This window comes from Aeromonas sp. R6-1 (assembly GCF_040908165.1).
Classification (GTDB): Bacteria; Pseudomonadota; Gammaproteobacteria; order Enterobacterales; family Aeromonadaceae; genus Aeromonas; species Aeromonas caviae.
Genome location: NZ_JBFODF010000038.1, coordinates 1 through 19,327 on the forward strand (window position 1 = coordinate 1; position 19,327 = coordinate 19,327).

Here is a 19,327-nt window from a genome sequence, read left to right on the forward strand (position 1 = left end):
CTGACCCCATGCCGAACTCAGAAGTGAAACGCTGTAGCGCCGATGGTAGTGTGGCATTCGCCATGCGAGAGTAGGACACTGCCAGGCACCCAATTTTAGATTACGCATTGAGCGTGGTCTTTACCGGTTAGTGTGCTGATATGGCTCAGTCGGTAGAGCGCATCCTTGGTAAGGATGAGGTCCCCAGTTCGATTCTGGGTATCAGCACCATTTTCAAGCAGTACAGCTTTTGCCTGACGGCAATAGCGCCGTGGAACCACCTGATCCCATGCCGAACTCAGAAGTGAAACGCGGTAGCGCCGATGGTAGTGTGGCATTCGCCATGCGAGAGTAGGACACTGTCAGGCACCTATTCAGAAGAGGCCTCCCATACGGGAGGCCTTTTTGCATTTCTGTCCTCCCGCCGCAATTCCCTGCTTCTATTTCAGTAAAAATGCTGGGCTATCAAGGGATTGCTCGTTACTCTTTAGCCGTTGCCCGATGAACACGTGATGCTGCCTGCGAGGTATTGATGGCTACGTTGAAGGAAATTGCACAGGAGGCGGGGGTATCGCTTGCTACCGTATCCCGTGTGCTGAACGAGGATCCCAGCCTGAGCGTCAAGGACGAGACCAGGCAGAAGATCTTCGAGATTGCCGAGCGGCTGGAGTACAAGACCAGCAGCGCCCGCAAAGGGGTGCACAAGAGCAAGCTGCAGCTCCTGGCTGTCTACGCCTATCCCCAGAGCACCGAGGTCAACGATCCCTATTACCTCGCCATCCGCTACGGCATCGAGACCCAGTGCACCCGCCTCAACATCGAGCTGGCCCACTGCTACAACGGTGCCGAGGGGCGTGAGCTCTCTGCCGTCGATGGCATCCTAGTCATCGGCCATCTGCCGGAAGAACGGCTGGCCGTGCTGCGCGGCTTGTCTGCCCAGCTGGTGTTCGTGGATTGCCGCTCTCAGGGCGATTTTGACTCGATTGATGTGGATCTGGCACTCATCAGCCAGCAGGTAGTGGACTTCTTCATCGCCGAGGGCCATCAGCGCATCGGCTATATCGGTGGCCAGGATGATGGCCCGGATCTGCGGGAACTCGCCTTTCGCGATTATGGCCAGCGGCTTGGCGTGGTGCAGGAGAGCGACCTCTATCGCGGAGACTTCTCCAGTGCCTCCGGCTACAAGCTGGCGAAGGAGATGCTGGCAGGGGATTGGCCCAAGGCGCTGTTCGTCGCCTCCGACTCCATCGCCATCGGCGTGCTGCGTGCCATCCACGAGAAGGGACTGGCGATTCCCCAGCAGATCGAGCTTATCAGCGTCAACGATATCCCGACCGCCAAGTTCACCTTCCCGCCGCTCTCCACGGTGCGGATCCACTCCGAGTTGATGGGCTCCCAGGGGGTCAATCTGCTGGTTGAGCGGCTGCGAGACGAGCGTGATATTCCACTCCGGGTGTTGGTACCGAGCAAGCTGACCCTGCGTGGCACTACCCGCTAATTTTAGTAAAACACTTTGCTTTTTAGTCGCACCATCTTGCGGTGGTGCGACACCTCTCCCAAGCAAACCTCTTTCCCATATCATCCAGTAACTTCATATCATATTGTTTTATAATTGATTTTGTTGATAGTCAGCCAACTCTTATCAACATCCATGCCACTCCTCCATATCTTGCCTTCCTTTATCTCCCGCTTCTGATCTCGCTCACAAAACCATCTGTTCATTGTGATCAGGTTAAAACTTTACCAATTCAAAGCTGATATTTAGTAAATGTTTATCTAGAGTTTACCCAGTTAACGTTGCCTTGTTCCGGGAGGACATGTGAATAACTGGGAAAACGTCCAATTCGTTGGTGAAAACAGGCTGGCCCCGCGCGCCTACTTCTTCTCTTATGCCGACCACGCGCTGGCGGCCACCATGCAGCGCGAGCTGAGCCGCCGTTTTCTGAGCCTTGGCGGCCAGTGGCAGTTCTACTACTTCGACCACCCCCTGCAGGTGCCGGAGGCCTTCTATCACAGCCCCATGAACGAATGGGGCCAGATCACCGTGCCCAACATGTGGCAGATGGAAGGACATGGTCAGCTGCAGTACACCGACGAAGGCTTTCCCTTCCCCATCGACGTGCCCTTCGTGCCGACCAACAACCCCACCGGCGCCTATCAGCGCAGCTTCACGCTGAGCCCGGCCTGGGACGGCGAGCAGGTGATCATCAAGTTTGACGGGGTGGAGACCTACTTCGAGGTCTATGTGAACGGCCACTACGTCGGCTTCAGCAAGGGGAGCCGCCTTACCGCCGAGTTCGATATCAGCGCCTACGCCAAGGTTGGCGAAAACCTGCTCTCGGTGCGGGTGATGCAGTGGGCGGACTCCACCTACATCGAAGATCAGGACATGTGGTGGATGGCGGGTATCTTCCGCGACGTCTACCTGGTGGGCAAACCGGCGGTCCATGTGCAGGACTTCTTCATCCAGACCGCGCTGGCTGACGACAACCAGAGCGCCACCCTGAGCTGCGACATCCAGCTCGAAAACTTGGGCGAGTCGGCCAAGGATCACCGTCTGGTCTGGTCGCTGCTGGATCAGGGCAGCGAGATCGCCAGCGGCTCCCTCGACCATCTCGCCATCGACGGCAAGCTCGACTGCCGCTTCACGCTGGATCTGGCCAACCCCCATCTGTGGAGCGCCGAAGACCCTTACCTCTATCAGCTGCAACTCTCCCTCTACAACGCTCAGGGCGAGCTGCTGGAGGTGATCCCGCAGCGGGTCGGGGTGCGTGAAATCACCGTCAAGGATGGCCTCTTCCATGTCAACGGCCACTACCTCAAGCTGCACGGGGTGAACCGCCACGACAACGACCACCTCAAGAGCCGCGCGGTCGGCATGGACCGTGTTGAACGCGATATCGTGCTGATGAAGCAGCACAACCTCAACTCGGTGCGCACCGCCCACTACCCGAATGACCCGCGCTTCTACGAGCTGTGCGACCAGTACGGTCTGTTCGTGATGGCGGAGACCGACGTGGAGACCCACGGCTTTGCCAACGTCGGCGATCTCAGCCGCATCACCGATGACCCCTTCTGGGAGCCGGTGTTCGTGGACAGGATCGAGCGCCACGTGCACGCCCAGAAGAACCACCCCTCCATCATCATCTGGTCGCTCGGCAACGAGTCCGGCTACGGCTGCAATATCAGGGCCATGTACCAGCGCTGCAAGGGGATCGACCCGACCCGGCTGGTGCACTACGAAGAGGATCGCGATGCCGAGGTGGTGGATGTGGTGAGCACCATGTATTCCCGCGTCTCCCAGATGAACTGCTTCGGCGAGTTCCCGATGGCCAAGCCGCGTATCCTCTGCGAATACGCCCACGCCATGGGCAACGGCCCGGGTGGCCTGAGCGAATACCAGCAGGTGTTCGACCGCCATCCCCACATTCAGGGCCACTACATCTGGGAGTGGTGCGATCACGGCATTCTGGATCAGGACGAGCAGGGCCGCCCCGTCTACAAGTACGGCGGCGACTATGGCGACTACCCCAATAACTACAACTTCTGCATGGATGGCCTCATCTACCCGGATCAGACCCCGGGGCCGGGCCTGCGTGAATACAAGCAGGTGATCTGCCCGGTCAAGGTGCGGGCAGTAGATCTGGCGAGCGGCAAGCTGGCGGTGGAAAACCGCTACTGGTTCTCCACTCTCGACGATATCCGCCTGCTGGTCGAGGTGAAGGCCGAGGGCGAACTGCTGGCCAGCCAGCAGCTCCGGCTGGAAGGGGTGGCCCCCGGTGCCATCACCGAGTTGCAACTCGAACTGCCATCCCTCGATGGGCGAGAAACCTTCGTCCAGCTGCGGGTCATCAAGGCCACCGCTACCCGCTACAGCGCGGCGGAGCACGAACTGGGCCAGTACCAGTTCCAGCTGAAGGCATCGACTCGCCAGCTGCAGCCCTTTGCCAATCCCAATGCCACCCCGTTGCAGATTGCCGATGAGCGCCTCGCGCTGACCCTGAGCGGCAGCGGCTTTGCCCTGCGCTTCTCGCGCCTCGATGGCAAGCTGGTGAGCTGGCAGCAGGATGGTATCGAACTCATCGAGCGAGCCCCACGCCTCACCTTCTTCAAGCCGATGATCGACAACCACAAGCAGGAGTACGAGAGCCTGTGGCACCCGAACCACCTGCAGATCATGCAGGAGCACTTCCGCACCTTAAGCTGGCGTCAGCTGGGCGAGGCGGTCGAGGTGACGGTGGAGAGCCTGATCGCGCCGCCGGTGTTCGACTTCGGCATGCGCTGCCGCTACGTCTACACCCTGAGCCCGAACGGCCAGCTGCACGTGGCACTCTCCGGCCAGCCCTACGGCGGTTATGACGACATCATCCCCAAGATCGGCTTCGAGCTGGGCATTCGTCAGGATCTCGACCGGGTGCACTACTACGGCATGGGGCCGGGCGAAAACTATCAGGACAGCCGCCAGAGCAACTGGATCGACAGCTTCCAGAGCACAGTCAGCGAGATGTGGGAGCACTACCCCTTCCCGCAGGACAACGGCAACCGCCAGCAGGTGCGCTGGGCGACCCTGACCAATCGTCACGGTGCCGGTCTCTACGTGCGACCCGATGCCCCCATCAACCTGAGCGTCTGGCCCTACAGCTGGGAGCATATCCACGCGGCGCAGCACATCAACGAGCTGGAACCGAGCGGTTATCTCACCCTCAATCTGGATCACAAGGTGCTGGGGCTGGGTTCCAACTCCTGGGGCTCCGAGGTGCTGGACTCCTGGCGGGTGCGCTTCGAGCCGTTCAGCTTCGGCCTGACCCTGCTGCCCATCGCCCGTGGCAACCTCAATCCGGCTGCGCTGGCCGGGCTCGATCTCACCATCAACGGCGGGAGGAACCTCGCATGATCACCCTGGACAACCTGACCCTGTTCAAAAACATCTACCGGGAGGGCAAGAAGTGGGGCCGCTGCGTGGAGGCCATCAACAACCTGCCGAACCTCAAGCCAGGTATCTGCCACTCCATCGGTGACTCCCTCACCTACCGCTTGCAGGAGGGGGCCAGCCCGGCCACCTCACTGTTCGAGGGGCAGCGCCGCTACTTCGACGTTCACTACTACCTGGAAGGGGAAGAGACGGTGGAGTGGGCAGCCAAGAGCGAGCTGGTGGTCGAGCAGGCCTATGACGACACCACCGACCGCGAGTGGCTGGCTGGCGAGGTGCGTGAGCGCCAGCAGGTGGGTAATGGGCAGGTGGTGATCTTCGAGAACGACGAGGCCTACCGATTCGTCGGCGACGGGCCGGTGCGCAAGGTGATCATCAAGGTCACCGTCGAAGGCGGCTACTTCAAAAACAAATAACAAGCCGCCGGTTCTGCACTGACAAAAGCCGGAAGGGCGGGGCTCGCCCTACACATCACGCCCCGCCCTTTCGCTGAGATAACTACAGGTCTGGAGATGCACCATGTCTGATTCCAAACGCAATACGATAGGCAAGTTTGGTCTGCTGTCGCTCACCTTCGCGGCGGTATTCAGCTTCAACAACGTCATCAACAACAACATCGAGATCGGTCTGGCCTCGGCCCCGATGTTCTTTCTGGCCACCATTTTCTACTTCATTCCGTTTTGCCTGATCATTGCGGAATTTGTGTCACTGAATAAGAACTCCGAAGCGGGCGTCTATGCCTGGGTGAAGAGCTCCCTCGGCGGTCGCTGGGCCTTTATCTCGGCCTACACCTACTGGTTCGTGAACCTCTTCTTCTTCACCTCGCTGCTGCCGCGGGTTATCGCTTACGCCTCCTATGCCTTCCTCGGCTACGAGTACATTCTCACCCCGGTGGCGACCACGGCCTTGAGCATGGTGCTGTTCGCCTTTGCCACCTATGTCTCCACCAACGGCGCCAAGATGCTCGGCCCCATCACCTCGGTGACCTCGTCCCTGATGCTGCTGCTGACCCTCTCCTACATTCTGCTGGCAGGTGCGGCACTGGTGGGCGGCGTGCAACCGGCTGACCCCATCACGGTAGAGGCCATGGTCCCCGATTTCAGCTGGGCCTTCCTCGGCATCACCACCTGGATCTTTATGGCAGCCGGTGGCGCCGAGTCGGTGGCGGTCTACGTCAATGATGTGAAGGGGGGCTCCAAGTCCTTCGTGAAGGTGATCATCGTCGCCGGGATCTTTATCGGCGTGCTCTACTCCATTGCATCGCTGTTGATCAACGTGTTCGTCCACAGCGACACCCTGAAATACACCGGCGGCTCGGTGCAGGTGTTCGAGGGGCTGGCAGCCTACTTCGGCCTGCCGGAGATCCTGATGAACCGCTTCGTCGGGCTGGTCTCCTTCACCGCCATGTTCGGCTCCCTGCTGATGTGGACGGCGACCCCGGTGAAGATCTTCTTCTCCGAGATCCCGGCCGGCATCTTCGGCAAGAAGACGGTCGAGCTGAACGAGAACGGCGTGCCCGCCCGTGCAGCCTGGATCCAGTACCTCATCGTGCTGCCGCTGATGGTGATCCCGACTCTGGGCTCCAACACAGCGCAGGATCTGATGAACACCGTCATCAACATGACCGCCGCCGCTTCCATGCTGCCGCCGCTGTTCATCATGCTGGCCTACCTCAATCTGCGTCTGAAGCTCGATCACCTGCCGCGGGATTTCAGGATGGGTTCGCGCACCACCGGCATCGCCGTGGTCTCGGTGCTGATCGTCCTCTTCTCGGTGGGCTTCCTCGCCTCCACCTTCCCGACCGGCGCCGACATCATGACCATCGTCTTCTACAACGTCGGCGGGATCGTGATCTTCCTCGGCTTCGCCTGGTGGAAATACAACCGATACGAGGCCTCCCTCAGCGCCGAAGCGCGCGCGAAAGAGGCCGAGCCAGCGGCGCAGGTCGTCATCCAGCCGTCATGACCCCATCAAACCGGGTGGCCGTTGGCCACCCGCAAACCGTTGAACCAGAAAAGGAAAAGTGCATGAGCGAGACGATCGAGTTTGCCGAATTCAAGCGGGTCGAGATGAAGGTGGGCAAGGTGCTGGAGGTGGTGCGTCACCCCGGTGCCGACAAACTCTACATCGTCCAGATCGACGTGGGTGGCGAGCGGCCGCTGCAGACCGTCACCAGTCTGGTGCCTTACTACAGCGAAGAGGAGCTGATGGGCAGCCAGGTGGTGGTACTGACCAACCTCAAGCCCACCAGGATGCGCGGTGAGCGTTCCGAGTGCATGTTGCTCTGCGCCGAGACCCCGGACGAGAGCCAGAGCGTGCTGTTGCAGCCGCGGGTGCCGATGGCGCCGGGCACCCCGATCGTCTGAATGGTATTGCGAGCCGGTGCGGTGAGATTGCACCGGTTCACCAAGAAGGCCGTCCACGCGGCCCGATCATAACAAGAGAGTAAAGGGCAGGGTCGACAGACCCTTGCCAAACACATCACAGAGTCACAGCGTTACCCGCAGGGAGCGCGAGTCCACTGGAGGACACCATGTCTGAATCCGTACGCGGCACCATAGGCAAGTTTGCCCTGTTGTCGATGACCTTTGCCGCCGTGTTCAACGTGCGTAACATCGTCAACAACAACATCGAGCTGGGGCTCAGTTCCGCCCCCATCTTCCTGCTGGCGACCCTCGTCTACTTCATCCCGTTCGTCTTCATCATCGCCGAGTTCGTCTCGGCCAATAAAAACTCCGAGTCGGGGATGTACGACTGGCTGAAAAAACCGCTCGGCACCCGGATGGCCTATCTGGGCTCGTTTCTCTACTGGTTCGTGAACCTGTTCTGGTTCGTTTCCCTGCTGCCCAACGTCATCGCCTACGCCTCCTACGCCATGCTGGGCTATGAGTACAGCTTCTCGCCCATGGTCACCTCGGTCATTTCCATCGTGCTGTTTGCGGCGGCGACCCACATCTCCACCAAGGGGGCGAGCTGGCTCGGCAAGATTGCCGAAATAGTGGCCTACGGCGTCTTTGCCCTGTTCGCCATCTATGTGCTGGGCGCCCTGATGGCTCTGAGTGGCGATCATGTACCGGCCCAGCCCATCACGCTGGAGGCGATGACCCCTACCGTCAACTGGGCGACGCTGGGCATCATGTGCTGGATCTTCCAGGCGGCGGGCGGTGCCGAGACGGCGGCGGCCTACCTCAATGATGTGAAGGGGGGCCAGAAGTCCTTCATCAAGGTGATCATCAGCGCGGGTATCGTCATCGGTGCCATGTATGCGGTCGGTTCCCTGCTGGTGAACGTGTTCGTACCGCGCGAGAGCCTCACCTATGCCGGCGGCATGGTGGAGATCTTCACCGGTATGGCGCAGTATTTCGGGCTCTCCGAAGCGCTGGTGGGCCGCTTCGTCGGCGTGGTGCTGTTCATCGCCATGTTCGGCTCCATGATGATGTGGACCTCGGCACCGGTGAAGATCCACTTCTCCGAGATCCCGCAGGGGGTTTACGGCGAGAAGACCACCCAGCTCAACGAGCACGGGGTGCCGGTGCGTGCCGCCTGGTGGCAGTTTGTCTTCGTGTTCGCGATGCTGGTGGTCAACGGCTTCGGCTCCGAGTCGGTGCAGCAGATGATGAACACCGCCATCAACCTCACCGCCGGGACTGCCATGTTGCCGCCGATCTTCATCATGGTGGCCTACTTCGTGTTCCGCTGGAAACATGACGACACCCCCCGCGACTTCCGCATGGGGTCGCGCACCTTCGGGATGGGCGTGGTGTCGGTGCTGATCGCCATCTTCGTGGTGAGCATGAGCGCCTCCGCCTTCCCGGCCGGAGTGGATCTGGTGCGCGCCTTCTTCATCAACGTCTTTATGACCGCGGTCTTCTCGGCGCTGGCCTACTGGTGGATCTCCCGCTTCGAGAAGCGCCAAGCCCGCAAGCTCGGCGGTAATGAGAAGAAAAGCGGCAGCGGCAAGCTGGCCAGCCAGCGCTGACCGGCATGTGGCAAACAGGAGACGGGCGACCAGGGTCGCCCGTTTTTTGTTGGCCGGATCCGGGGCCGGAGGGGCAAACTCGTTTAGTTTTGCTGTGAGAATGTGCTTTATCGTTTAACAAAATGAAACAAATGAGGCTGCCGCTCAACTTTGCACCACAGGGTGTTCGGGGTAAGCTTGTCCCTTCGTATCCGGGGTCGCCGTCTGATGACGCCTTCCCCGTGCCCTGTCGTCCCCATCCCGTGCGGGATGCGCTTTCTCTGGAGACTCCCCGTGCGTCTGGATCCTTTTACCTCTGTGCTGATTGCCGTGGTGGCCCTGGCCTCCTTCTTCCCCTGCGAGGGACAGGTGGCCGTCTGGTTCGGTCTGCTGACCAAGCTGGCGGTGGCGCTCTTGTTCTTCATGCATGGTGCCAAGCTGTCGCGCCAGAACCTGCTGGCGGGCCTCGGCCACTGGCGGCTGCACCTGGTGGTGATGGCCAGCACCTTCCTGCTCTTCCCGCTGCTGGGGCTGCTGCTCACGCCCCTGGTGCCCCAGTGGCTGAGCCCGGCCATCTATCTCGGCTTCTTGTATCTGTGCGCCCTGCCCGCCACCGTGCAGTCGGCCATCGCCTTCACCTCCATGGCGGGGGGCAATGTGTCGGCGGCGGTGTGCAGCGCCTCGGCCTCCAGCATCCTCGGCATCTTCCTCTCGCCTGTGCTGGTGGGGCTGATGATCAATGTGCAGGGGGAGGGGGTCGATACCTGGCACTCCATTCAGGCCATCATGGTGCAGCTGATGCTGCCCTTCGTGGTGGGCCACCTGTCACGCCCCCTCATCGGTCGCTGGGTTGACAGCCACCGGCCACTCATCGGCAAGCTGGACCAGAGCTCCATCCTGCTGGTGGTCTATGTGGCCTTCAGCGAGGCGGTGGTGCAGGGGATCTGGCACCAGGTCGGCTGGTACGATCTGGCCAGTATCGTGCTGCTGAGCTGCGTGCTGCTGGCGCTGGTGCTGGGGTGGAACGTCTGGATCAGCCGTCGCCTCGGTTTCAACAGGGCGGACGAGATCACCATCGTCTTCTGCGGCTCCAAGAAGAGCCTGGCCAACGGGGTGCCCATGGCCAACGTCATGTTCCCCGCCGCCAGCGTCGGTGTCATGGTGCTGCCGCTGATGATCTTCCACCAGATCCAGCTGATGGTGTGCGCCGTGCTGGCCCGCCGCTACCGCGAGCAGGAGGCGGTGCCCCAGGTTCAGGAGGGGTAAGCGGTCCGGATAAAGAAGAGGGAGGCCAGTGGGCCTCCCTCTTTCGTTTGCCGCGTCGTCAGCGTTTGCGCCAGACGGTGAGCTGGGCCACCGTGTGCTGGTACTTGCGGGCGGTCTCGCGGATGACGAAGGGGACGTCCCTCGGGGGCATGTGCTCCTCGAACTCCTCCGCCAGCAGCCGTTGCAGCGCCTGATAGGTGCCGAGGGCCTCGCCGTTTTCCCGGATGCCACCGAGCCAGTTGGCCTTGGGGGTATAGTCGGTCAGCCAGGTGTAGGGGCTGGTGAGCACCAGCAGGCCGCCGCTGCGCAGGCGCGGAGCAATGTCCCGCAGGAAGCGGGCGGGCTCTCGCAGCCGGTCGATGAGGTTGGAGGCGAGCACCAGATCGTAGTCGCCGTACCTGGGCTTGAGGTTGCAGGCATCCCCCTGGCTGAAGTGGACCCGCTCGCTCTGCTCGCGACCGAGCTCGTGGCGGGAGAGGCGCGCCTCGCAATATTCCACCAGATCCCCTTCCACCGGCACCGCGTAGCGGAAGCTGTCCTGTCTTGCCAGGGTCAGGGCCACGTCGATGAAGCGGGCCGAGTAGTCCACCCCGTCCACGTGGGCGAAGCGGCGAGCCAGTTCGAAGCTGGCCCGGCCGGTGGCGCAGCCGATGTCGAGCGCCCGCTCATGGCGGCCGCAGAGCTCGCTGGCAAGACCGGCCAGAGCCTCGGCGTAGTTGGCGACCCCGAAGTGGCTCGGGCCGTACTGGAAGTCGAGATACTGGGCGACCAGGGTGTCGGTTTCATAAGGGTTCACGATGACGGGCTCCTGATGGCGTGAGACCAGGTAGCGGAAGCCCGCATGCTGGAAGAAGTGGCGACGGAAGGCGTAGCGGGAGGATTTGAGTGCCTCGTTGCCGGTGCTGATCCAGCTCCCGCCCTTGATGAGGGTGTGCTTGCCGTCGAAGGTGGGGGTGGAGAAGTCGTCGTAGAGGGGATGCACCTTGAACCCCTCGAAGCCGTCGATGGCGGTGCTGGTCCACTGCCAGACGTTGCCCACCAGATCGAAGAAGCTGCCCTGGGGGCAGGCATCCACCGGGCAGGAGGAGGCGAAGCGGGCCAGGTTGATGTTGCCGGGGGCCTCCATCCAGTCCGGCTGATCGCCGGCCAGTTGCTCCCGCAGCAGCATCCACTCCCCCTCGCTTGGCAACTGGACGGGCAGGCCGGTCTGATCCGCCTTCCAGCGGCAGAAGGCGGCGGCCTCCAGCTGGTTCACCTCCACCGGCCAGTCCCAGGGCATGGGGACCTGCTCGGTCATCAGCCGCAGTTGCAACTGCTCGGGTTCATTGGGATCGCCGACCCAGAAGGTGGGCATGCGGGCGTTGGCATACTGGCGCCAGCCCCGGCCCTCGTCGTCCCACCAGGCGGGCGCTTCATATCCGCCCGCCTGCACGAAGGCCAGGTATTCGGCGTTGCTCACCAGCATGCGGCTGGCCTGGAAGGGGGCCAGCTCGATGTGGCGCTCGCCGTATTCGTTGTCCCAGCCGTAGGTGGCATCCTGCTTGCCGAGTCGCACCTGGCCGCCGGCCACCGGCAGCAGGGTGTTGACGGGGACGGCGGCGAGATCGTGGCGCGCCTCGGGGCAGACCGGCCATTGGGGCTGGCTGCGCACCCAGGCCAGGGGCAGCTGGCGGATCAGCACGCTGGAGGTCTCGAGGTGGATGCGCTCGTGCTCTATGCCCATCAGGATGACCCAGGCTGGGCTCTGCCAATGGATGGGCAGCTCGATCGGCATTCGCTCGATGAACTCACACACCAGGGCGCGCACCCGGCCCCGATAGTCACGCAGCTCGGCCACAGTGGGCCAGTCGTAGTGGGTTTCGTCCAGATCGTCCCAGCTCATCTCGTCCACCCCGATGGCGACCAGGGCCTCGATGCGGGGGTCGAGCCGACTCTCGATGAGACGGGCCGCCAGCAGCTTGTTGACGAAGAAGGCGGCGGTATGGCCGTAGTAGAAGATGAGCGGGTGGCGCAGGGGGATCGCCTTGTTGAACCAGGCCCGCTCGTCGGCCAGGCAGTCGAACAGCGAGTCGTAGAGATCGAAGGTCTGGCAGAAGTAGGCGAGCAGCTCGCGGCGCTTGTGGTCGGGATCGTCGCCGGTCAGCAGCGGGGTGCGGGTGGGGGCAGGCAGGCCCGGATGGACGAATGAGTGGCTGGCTTGGGTCACGCTCTGACTCCTTGTTGATTCTGGCGGGTGAAGCAGCGATGGAGTGCTCTATACGCACCAGGTATCACTATTGGCTCAACGAACCGGGGCGGCAACCAAAAAAATGGGTCAACACCCCCCTTCGGGTGTGGTCAGATTGACCAGATTGTGGTCTGAATGACTCTTTGTTATGGACCCTTCGAGCCTCGAAATATTGAAATGGATAGATAAATCATGATGTTAGCCATATGGCACAGGGTTTGCTGATTGCCACTCACCTGCCGCGTCGTGCGGCAAAGAGGAAACGAGGAGTAGCGGGATGAAATGGATGCTGGGAGTGGTGCTGGCCCTGGGACTGACCGGATGCAGCTGGCAGGATGACGTCAAGGTGCGCGGGGAGGGGGCCGTGGTGGAGCAGCAGCATCCCCTTGGGCATGAGGTGACCCGGGTGCTGGCGGGCGTGCCCGCCAACCTGTACCTGGTGGCGGGAGAGAGCCATACCCTCAGGGTCAAGGGGGAGGCCAACCTGCTGCCCTATCTGGTGCTCACCGAGAAGGGGGAGAAGCTGGAGATCGAAGTCAAGGATGGCTACCGGCTCGACCCCACCCAGCCGCTGGAGATCACCATCACCCTGCCGACGCTGCACGAGTTGGCACTGGCGGGAGTTGGCAACGGCGCCTTGCGCGACTTCAAGGGGGATGATCTGGTGCTCTCCCTGGCGGGCACGGGGGACATCGTCGCCAGCGGGCTGACGCTGGATCGGCTGGAGGGCAACATCGCCGGGCTGGGCAACCTGGATCTGGGGCAGGGCTCCGCCCGGGTGATGACGCTGAACATCGCCGGCGCCGGTGGCGTCAAGGGGGCCGGGCTCACCAGCGAGGAGGTCGAGGTGAGCATCGCCGGCAGTGGCGAGGTCGAGGTGCGGGCCCGATCGCGGCTCAAGATAGAGATCGCCGGTGCCGGTGCGGTCAACTACTGGGGCAGCCCAGCGCTGACCAGCGAGATCGCGGGTTCGGGTCAGGTGAGCCGGTTGGGGAGCTGATCCCATCATCGCAACAATGAAAAAGGCCCCTCGGGGCCTTTTTTGCAGGATGCGACACTGTGGGACGACGCCTCACTCGAGGGGGAGTGCGAGGCCCAGATCGGCGTTCAGGCGCATCAGCAGCCACTGCATGCCGGCGAGGTGCTGGTGGTCATGGCTGACGAGCAGGCGCACCAGACCGTCCAGGGTCACCTCCCCATAGCCGCCATAGCGGGCGCGGCGATGCCAGGCGTCGGACGGCACCTTCTTCAGCGATTCGACGGTCTGCAGGCGGGCGGTGCGAAACCGGTCGAGCTGCGCGGCGGTATCCTGCCGGGGGTAATCATGGTCCAGCGCCAGCTGGTAGCCATCGAGGGAGGCGAGCTCCGGCAGGCCCTCCGCCAGGGTGCGACGAAACCGCACCTGATAGCCCAGCACCTCGATGTCCAGCAGGTGGCAGAGGTGCCCCCTGGCACTGAAACGCTCGGAGGGGATCCCGGCCCAGTTGGCGGGTTCCCAGTCCAGACGGTCGGTGGGGACCTGTGCCAGCAGTCGCTCGAACTGGTCCGGCATGGCCAGCAATGTGGTGAAGAGAGGCATCCTTGTCTCCTGTTTCCGGGTGAATGGCCGCCCGCTGACGGGGCGGCCACAAGCGGGTCAGCCTCAGGCCGGTTCGCCCAGGTGGTTGGCGTGAAAGCGCAGGTGCGCCTCGATGAAGCTCGCCACGAAGTAATAGCTGTGGTCGTAGCCGGCATGGCGGTTGAGCGTCAGGGGCCACGCCCGGGTGGCGGCCACTTCGGCCAGGGTGTCGATGCCGAGCTGCTCCGCCAGGAAGGGGTCGTCCAGCCCCACGTCCACCAGGGTCGGCAGGGGCGGGCTGTCGTGGTGGCGCAGCAGTTGGCAGGCATCCCACTCCTGCCACAGCAGGGGATTGTTGCCGAGGTAGGCGCCGAGGGCCTTCTGGCCCCAGGGGCAGCGGCTCGGGTGGCTGATGGGGCTGAAGGCCGACACCGAGCGGTAGCGACCCGGCTCGCGCAGGGCGGCGATGAGGGCGCCGTGGCCTCCCATGGAGTGGCCGCTGATGGCGCGCTTCGTCGAGACCGGGAAGTGGGTCTCGATGAGCTCGGGTAGCTCCCGGGTGACGTAATCGTACATCTGGTAGTGATCCCGCCAGGGGGTCTGGGTGGCGTTGACGTAGAAACCCGCCCCCATGCCGAGGTCATAGCCGGGATCGTCCGCCACCCCTTCACCGCGGGGGCTGGTGTCCGGCGCTACCAGAGCGATGCCGAGCTCGGCGGCGATGCGCTGGGCCCCGGCTTTTTGCATGAAGTTCTCGTCGGTGCAGGTGAGACCGGAGAGCCAGTAGAGCACCGGGACTTTCTGGCCGGTGAGGGCCTGGGGCGGCAGGTAGATGGCGAAGCGCATCTCGCACCCCAGCACATTGGAGCGGTGGCGATACTGCTTGTGCCAGCCGCCGAAGCTCTTGTTGCTGCTGATGATGTCCAGATTCATGTAAGGACTCCTTGCCCCGCCCATGCGATGGGCGGGGCGCTCATGGGATCAGTAGTGGATGACGGTGCGGATGCTCTTGCCTTCGTGCATCAGATCGAACGCCTCGTTGATCTGCTCGAGGGGCATGGTGTGGGTGATGAAGTCGTTCAGCTTGAACTCACCCTGCATGTAGCGCTGCACATAGCTCGGCAGCTCGCTGCGACCGCGCACGCCGCCGAAGGCGCTGCCGCGCCACACCCGGCCGGTGACCAGCTGGAACGGACGGGTGCTGATCTCCTGGCCCGCGCCGGCCACGCCAATGATGACCGACTCGCCCCAGCCCTTGTGGCAGCACTCCAGCGCTGCGCGCATCACCTTGACGTTGCCGATGCACTCGAAGGAGAAGTCGACGCCGCCGTCGGTCATCTCGACGATCACCTCCTGGATGGGCTTGTCGAACGTGTTCGGGTTGATGCAGTCGGTGGCACCCAGCTTGCGGGCCAGCTCGAACTTGCTCTCGTTGATGTCGATGGCGATGATGCGGCCGGCCTTGGCCAGGCGCGCGCCTATGATGGCGGAGAGGCCGATGCCCCCCAGCCCGAAGATGGCGACGCTCTCACCCTCTTTCACCTTGGCGGTGTTCATCACGGCACCGATGCCGGTGGTGACGCCGCAGCCCAGCAGGCAGACCTCTTCCAGGGGGGCGGCCGGATCCACCTTGGCGATGGAGATTTCGGGCAGTACCGTGTATTCGCTGAAGGTGGAGGTGCCCATGTAGTGGTAGATGGGCTGGCCGTCCTTGGAGAAGCGGGTGGTGCCGTCCGGCATCAGCCCCTTGCCCTGGGTGGCGCGGATCTTCTGGCACAGGTTGGTCTTGCCGGATTTGCAGAACTTGCACTCGCCGCACTCGGGGGTGTAGAGCGGGATCACGTGATCGCCGACCTTGACGCTGGTGACGCCCTCGCCGACGGACTCGACGATACCGCCCCCTTCATGGCCCAGAATGCAGGGGAAGACCCCTTCCGGATCTTCACCGGAGAGGGTGAAGGCATCGGTGTGGCAGACGCCGGTGGCGACGATCCGCACCCGTACCTCGCCGGCCTGGGGCGGCATGACCTCGACCTCTTCGATGGAGAGGGGCTGACCCGGTCCCCAGGCGATGGCGGCTTTACACTTGATGCTCTGAACCTGTGCCATGAATGACGTCCTCGTAGTGGTTGGATGAACGGAAATGAGTTCGGAGATCCAGTGTAGTTTCCCGCCGATTTGGTGATAATAACGCTAAATATCAAATCACTTTTACACACAGGTAATAATGTTCGGCTGGGAAGGGGTCTGTGAATTTGTCAGCGTGGCGGAGCAGGGGGGCTTTACCCCGGCCGCGCGCAAGCTCGGGGTGTCGGTGGCCCAGGTGAGCCGCCAGGTGGCGCAGCTCGAAGACAGGCTGCAGGCCAAGCTGCTGCTGCGCACCACCCGTCAGGTGCGTCTCACCGAACTCGGGGAGATCTATTTTCGCCACTGCCGCCAGTTGCTGGACAACCTCTACGAGGCGGAGCTGGCGGTGGGACGCCATCAGGCGGTGCCCCAGGGCTCCTTGCGCATCACGGCCCCGGTCTCCTACGGCGAGAGCCGCATCGCCCCCCTGGTGAACGACTTCATGGTGCGCTTCCCCCAGCTGGAGGTGACCCTCAACCTCACCAACCAGTTGCTGGATCTGGTGCACGAGGGGTTCGATCTGGCGATCCGCCTCGGCCACCTCAAGGATTCGACCCTGGTAGCCCGCAAGCTGGCGCAGCGGGTACCCTATGTGTGTGCCTCCCCCGCCTACACCGCCCGCCACGGCATGCCCAACAGTCTCTCGGAGCTGGCCCGTCACACCTGCCTGGTGGGCAACGGCGACGAGTGGCACTTCACCCTGAACGGTAAACCCCATAGCGTGCGGGTACGCGGTCTGCTTCAGTGCAACAGCGGCCACGCTCTGCTGGATGCGGCCATCAAGGGGATCGGCATCATCCAGCTGCCGGACTACTACGTGAGCGACCACCTGGCCCGGGGGGAGCTCATCGAGCTGCTGCCGGAGTTGCGGGCCCCCGAGGAGGGGATATGGGCCCTCTATCCCCACAACCGCCACCTCTCCCCCAAGGTGCGGCTGCTGGTGGACTATCTGGCCGAGCGCCTCAGTGATCCCCACCAACCCGCCCTGGTTCGGCCCATCGGTTGAGCCGTCGCCCGAAAAAGAAAAGGCCCGCATGTGCGGGCCTTTTGCATGGCATGAAGGGCGGGGCTATTCCCGCTCCTTGACGTAGGGGGTGCCGAGGGCCTTGGGGGCCACCGCCTTGCCGATGAAACCGGCCAGCAGGAAGACCGTCAGGATATAGGGCAGCGCCTCGATGGCCTGCACCGGGATCGGGAAATCGCCGATGCTGACCCCTTGCAGCCGGATGGCGACCGCGTCGAGGAAGCCGAACAGCAGACAGGCCGCCATGGCGTTCCAGGGGCGCCACTTGCCGAACACCAGGGCCGCCAGCGCCATGAAGCCCTTGCCCGCGCTCATGTTGGGGATGAACTGGGCGGTCTGGGCCACCGCCAGATAGGTGCCCCCTATCCCCGCCAGCAGGCCGCCGATGATGAGGGCGGTGTAACGCATGCGCACAACGGAGATACCGGCGGTATCCACCGCCGCCGGGGCTTCGCCCACCGCCCGCAGCCGCAGGCCGAAGCGGGTGCGGAACAGCACCCACCAGGCCAGGGGTACGGCGGCGAAGGCCACGTACTCCAGCAGGGAGTGACCGCTCAAGAGCTCGCTGTAGAGCTGGCCGATGACGGGCACGTCATAGAGCTCCTTGGCATAGGGCAGGTCGATGGGGGCGAAGCGCGCCGCGCCGGAGAGCGCCGGGGTCTGGCCCCCCTGATCGAACCAGTAGCGCCCCAGGGTCACGGTGAGGCCGGCCGCCAGGATGTTGATGGCCATGCCGCTCACCACCTGATCACCCCGGTGGGTGATGGTGGCGAAGCCGTGCAGCAGGGCGAACAGGATGGAGATCCCCACCCCGACCCCCAGCCCAATCCAGGCGGAACCGGTGACGGCGGCGGCCGCCGCACTGGCGAAGGCGGAGGCCAGCAGCTTGCCCTCCAGGGCGATGTTGACCACCCCGGAGCGTTCACAAAACATCCCGGCCATAGCGGCAAGAATGAGCGGCGGCGCGGTACGTATGGTCGCGTCCAGCATCAGGATCAGCATTTCAAACATGGCTTGGACTCCCTTCGGCTCGCAAAACATCCCCGTCATCCATGGCCGCCAGGATGAGCGGAGGCGCGGTACGGATGGTGGCATCCAGCATCAATATCAGCGTTTCGAACATGGTCAGGCTCCTTTGACTTGCGCGGCTGAACGGTTGGCAAAGGCCAGATAGGCCTGCTCGATGCGCGGGCGCAGCATGTGCTCCAGGGCGCCACAGAACAGGATCACCAGACCCTGCAGCACCACGACGATGTTGCGGTCCACCCCGAACTCGAAGCTGAGCTCGGCGCCACCCTGATAGAGGAAGCCGAACAGCAGGCTGGCGATGATGACGCCGACCGGGTGGTTGCGGCCCATCAGGGCTACCGCGATGCCGGTGAAGCCGAAGCCTTCCACGAAGTTGAGCTTGATCTGGTGCAGCTCACCCTGCAGCACGTTGAGGGCGAAGAAGCCCGCCAGCATGCCGGAGATCACCATGGCCAGGATCACCACCTTGGGGTAGGAGATGCCCGCATAGGCGGAGGCACTCTGGCTTGCGCCCACGGAGCGGATCTCGTAGCCCCAGCGGGTATGCCAGATGAAGACCCACACCAGGGCCGCACAGATCAGCGCCCAGAAGAAGCTGATATTGAGCGGGCTGTTCGGCACCGTCACGCCGACCGCCGCCAGCAGCTCGCTCATCTTCGGCAGCCAGCTCGCCACGGCGAACACCTTGCTCTCGGTGGCCATGGATCCTGGCGGCTTGAAGACGTCGACCAAGAGGTAGGCCATCAGGGAGGCGGCGATGAAGTTGAACATGATGGTGGTGATGACGATGTGGCTGCCCCGCTTGGCTTGCAGCCAGGCCGGGATGAAGGCCCAGGCCGCGCCGAACAGGCCGCCGGCGATGATGGCGAGCGGCAGCAGCAGGGCGAACGGCAGCACGTCCCCGAGCAGCAGACAGACCAGACCGACCCCGAGGCCGCCGATATAGGCCTGCCCCTCACCGCCGATGTTGAACAGGCCGGCGTGGAAGGCCACCGCCACCGCCAGACCGGTGAAGATGAAACCGGTGGCGTAATAGAGGGTGAAGCCTATCCCCTCGCCGGTACCGAAGGCGCCGTACCACATGATTTCGGCTGCCTCGATGGGGCTGATGTCGAGGTAATAGAACAGGATGGCCGACACCAGGAAGGCCAGCAGGATATTGACTGCGGGCAGCACGCCCACGGATATCCAGGCAGGAACACGTGCTTGGCTCATGAATGGGCCTCCTT

General features: G+C 63.0%; 15 protein-coding genes, 1 tRNA gene and 1 rRNA gene. 11 read left to right on the forward strand and 6 right to left on the reverse strand.

The features are described 5' to 3' along the window. Positions 1-134 precede the first annotated feature (134 nt). From AB5Y68_RS10850 to AB5Y68_RS10890, 9 genes are all read left to right on the forward strand, one after another. A tRNA-Thr gene (locus AB5Y68_RS10850) sits at positions 135-210 on the forward strand. 22 nt (positions 211-232) lie between these two features. After that, positions 233-347: ribosomal RNA gene (gene rrf, locus AB5Y68_RS10855) — 5S ribosomal RNA — on the forward strand. A 164-nt stretch (positions 348-511) separates the two neighbouring features. Next, positions 512-1,477, forward strand: coding sequence for a transcriptional regulator EbgR (gene ebgR, locus AB5Y68_RS10860; protein ID WP_039039553.1), 966 nt, complete (start codon positions 512-514; stop codon positions 1,475-1,477). A gap of 321 nt (positions 1,478-1,798) precedes the next feature. After that, entirely contained in the window at positions 1,799-4,873 is a 3,075-nt protein-coding gene (gene ebgA, locus AB5Y68_RS10865) for a beta-galactosidase subunit alpha (RefSeq protein ID WP_039039552.1), read from the forward strand. Next, a complete protein-coding gene (locus AB5Y68_RS10870) occupies positions 4,870-5,325 on the forward strand; it encodes a beta-galactosidase subunit beta (protein WP_039039551.1) in 456 nt (151 codons plus the stop codon). Before ebgA ends, AB5Y68_RS10870 begins: the two co-directional genes overlap by 4 nt. Positions 5,326-5,428: 103 nt before the next feature. After that, positions 5,429-6,874 (forward strand): amino acid permease, encoded by a 1,446-nt coding sequence (locus AB5Y68_RS10875; RefSeq protein WP_039039550.1) that lies wholly within the window; start codon positions 5,429-5,431, stop codon positions 6,872-6,874. A 62-nt stretch (positions 6,875-6,936) separates the two neighbouring features. After that, positions 6,937-7,275 (forward strand): tRNA-binding protein, encoded by a 339-nt coding sequence (locus AB5Y68_RS10880; protein WP_039039549.1) that lies wholly within the window; start codon positions 6,937-6,939, stop codon positions 7,273-7,275. Between the two features lie 167 nt (positions 7,276-7,442). Beyond that, complete coding sequence (locus tag AB5Y68_RS10885; RefSeq protein WP_039039548.1) at positions 7,443-8,888, forward strand: amino acid permease; 1,446 nt, start codon at positions 7,443-7,445, stop codon at positions 8,886-8,888. A 273-nt stretch (positions 8,889-9,161) separates the two neighbouring features. Then, positions 9,162-10,133: a bile acid:sodium symporter family protein gene (locus AB5Y68_RS10890; RefSeq protein ID WP_039039547.1), complete on the forward strand. Its 972-nt coding sequence runs from the start codon at positions 9,162-9,164 to the stop codon at positions 10,131-10,133. A 58-nt stretch (positions 10,134-10,191) separates the two neighbouring features. Here AB5Y68_RS10890 and ovoA read toward each other — a convergent pair whose 3' ends face one another. Then, positions 10,192-12,339 (reverse strand): 5-histidylcysteine sulfoxide synthase, encoded by a 2,148-nt coding sequence (gene ovoA, locus AB5Y68_RS10895; RefSeq protein ID WP_039039546.1) that lies wholly within the window; start codon positions 12,337-12,339, stop codon positions 10,192-10,194. Between the two features lie 298 nt (positions 12,340-12,637). On the opposite strand from ovoA, the gene AB5Y68_RS10900 reads away from it, so the two are divergent. Continuing rightward, the gene (locus tag AB5Y68_RS10900; protein WP_039039545.1) at positions 12,638-13,360 is read left to right on the forward strand and encodes a head GIN domain-containing protein; all 723 of its coding nucleotides are present in this window, start codon (positions 12,638-12,640) and stop codon (positions 13,358-13,360) included. A gap of 72 nt (positions 13,361-13,432) precedes the next feature. Here AB5Y68_RS10900 and AB5Y68_RS10905 read toward each other — a convergent pair whose 3' ends face one another. The 3 genes from AB5Y68_RS10905 to AB5Y68_RS10915 form a co-directional block, all read right to left on the reverse strand. Continuing rightward, positions 13,433-13,939, reverse strand: a complete 507-nt coding sequence (locus AB5Y68_RS10905; protein ID WP_039039544.1) for a DinB family protein — start codon at positions 13,937-13,939, stop codon at positions 13,433-13,435. Between the two features lie 63 nt (positions 13,940-14,002). Continuing rightward, on the reverse strand, positions 14,003-14,851 hold the full coding sequence (gene fghA / locus AB5Y68_RS10910; RefSeq protein ID WP_039039543.1) for an S-formylglutathione hydrolase: 849 nt from the start codon (positions 14,849-14,851) through the stop codon (positions 14,003-14,005). A 48-nt stretch (positions 14,852-14,899) separates the two neighbouring features. Beyond that, a complete protein-coding gene (locus AB5Y68_RS10915) occupies positions 14,900-16,027 on the reverse strand; it encodes an S-(hydroxymethyl)glutathione dehydrogenase/class III alcohol dehydrogenase (RefSeq protein ID WP_039039542.1) in 1,128 nt (375 codons plus the stop codon). A 118-nt stretch (positions 16,028-16,145) separates the two neighbouring features. Here AB5Y68_RS10915 and AB5Y68_RS10920 point away from each other — a divergent pair, with 118 nt between their 5' ends. Further along, on the forward strand, positions 16,146-17,051 hold the full coding sequence (locus tag AB5Y68_RS10920) for a LysR substrate-binding domain-containing protein (protein WP_039039541.1): 906 nt from the start codon (positions 16,146-16,148) through the stop codon (positions 17,049-17,051). Between the two features lie 63 nt (positions 17,052-17,114). Here AB5Y68_RS10920 and AB5Y68_RS10925 read toward each other — a convergent pair whose 3' ends face one another. After that, positions 17,115-18,080 carry an ABC transporter permease gene (locus AB5Y68_RS10925; protein WP_010672471.1) on the reverse strand — a complete coding sequence of 322 codons (966 nt, stop codon included), beginning with the start codon at positions 18,078-18,080 and terminating at the stop codon, positions 17,115-17,117. A gap of 114 nt (positions 18,081-18,194) precedes the next feature. Further along, positions 18,195-19,313, reverse strand: coding sequence for an ABC transporter permease (locus AB5Y68_RS10930; RefSeq protein WP_201927498.1), 1,119 nt, complete (start codon positions 19,311-19,313; stop codon positions 18,195-18,197). Positions 19,314-19,327: the final 14 nt, after the last annotated feature.

Bases quoted from the DNA above. Each gene is read 5' to 3' on its own strand.
- ebgR (WP_039039553.1), top strand. From the start codon at position 512: ATGGCTACGTTGAAGGAAATTGCACAGGAGGCGGGGGTATCGCTTGCT.
- AB5Y68_RS10870 (WP_039039551.1), top strand. From the start codon at position 4,870: ATGATCACCCTGGACAACCTGACCCTGTTCAAAAACATCTACCGGGAG.
- AB5Y68_RS10875 (WP_039039550.1), top strand. From the start codon at position 5,429: ATGTCTGATTCCAAACGCAATACGATAGGCAAGTTTGGTCTGCTGTCG.
- AB5Y68_RS10880 (WP_039039549.1), top strand. From the start codon at position 6,937: ATGAGCGAGACGATCGAGTTTGCCGAATTCAAGCGGGTCGAGATGAAG.
- AB5Y68_RS10885 (WP_039039548.1), top strand. From the start codon at position 7,443: ATGTCTGAATCCGTACGCGGCACCATAGGCAAGTTTGCCCTGTTGTCG.
- AB5Y68_RS10900 (WP_039039545.1), top strand. From the start codon at position 12,638: ATGAAATGGATGCTGGGAGTGGTGCTGGCCCTGGGACTGACCGGATGC.
- AB5Y68_RS10905 (WP_039039544.1), bottom strand. From the start codon at position 13,939: ATGCCTCTCTTCACCACATTGCTGGCCATGCCGGACCAGTTCGAGCGA.
- fghA (WP_039039543.1), bottom strand. From the start codon at position 14,851: ATGAATCTGGACATCATCAGCAGCAACAAGAGCTTCGGCGGCTGGCAC.
- AB5Y68_RS10915 (WP_039039542.1), bottom strand. From the start codon at position 16,027: ATGGCACAGGTTCAGAGCATCAAGTGTAAAGCCGCCATCGCCTGGGGA.
- AB5Y68_RS10920 (WP_039039541.1), top strand. From the start codon at position 16,146: ATGTTCGGCTGGGAAGGGGTCTGTGAATTTGTCAGCGTGGCGGAGCAG.
- AB5Y68_RS10925 (WP_010672471.1), bottom strand. From the start codon at position 18,080: ATGTTTGAAATGCTGATCCTGATGCTGGACGCGACCATACGTACCGCG.
- AB5Y68_RS10930 (WP_201927498.1), bottom strand. From the start codon at position 19,313: ATGAGCCAAGCACGTGTTCCTGCCTGGATATCCGTGGGCGTGCTGCCC.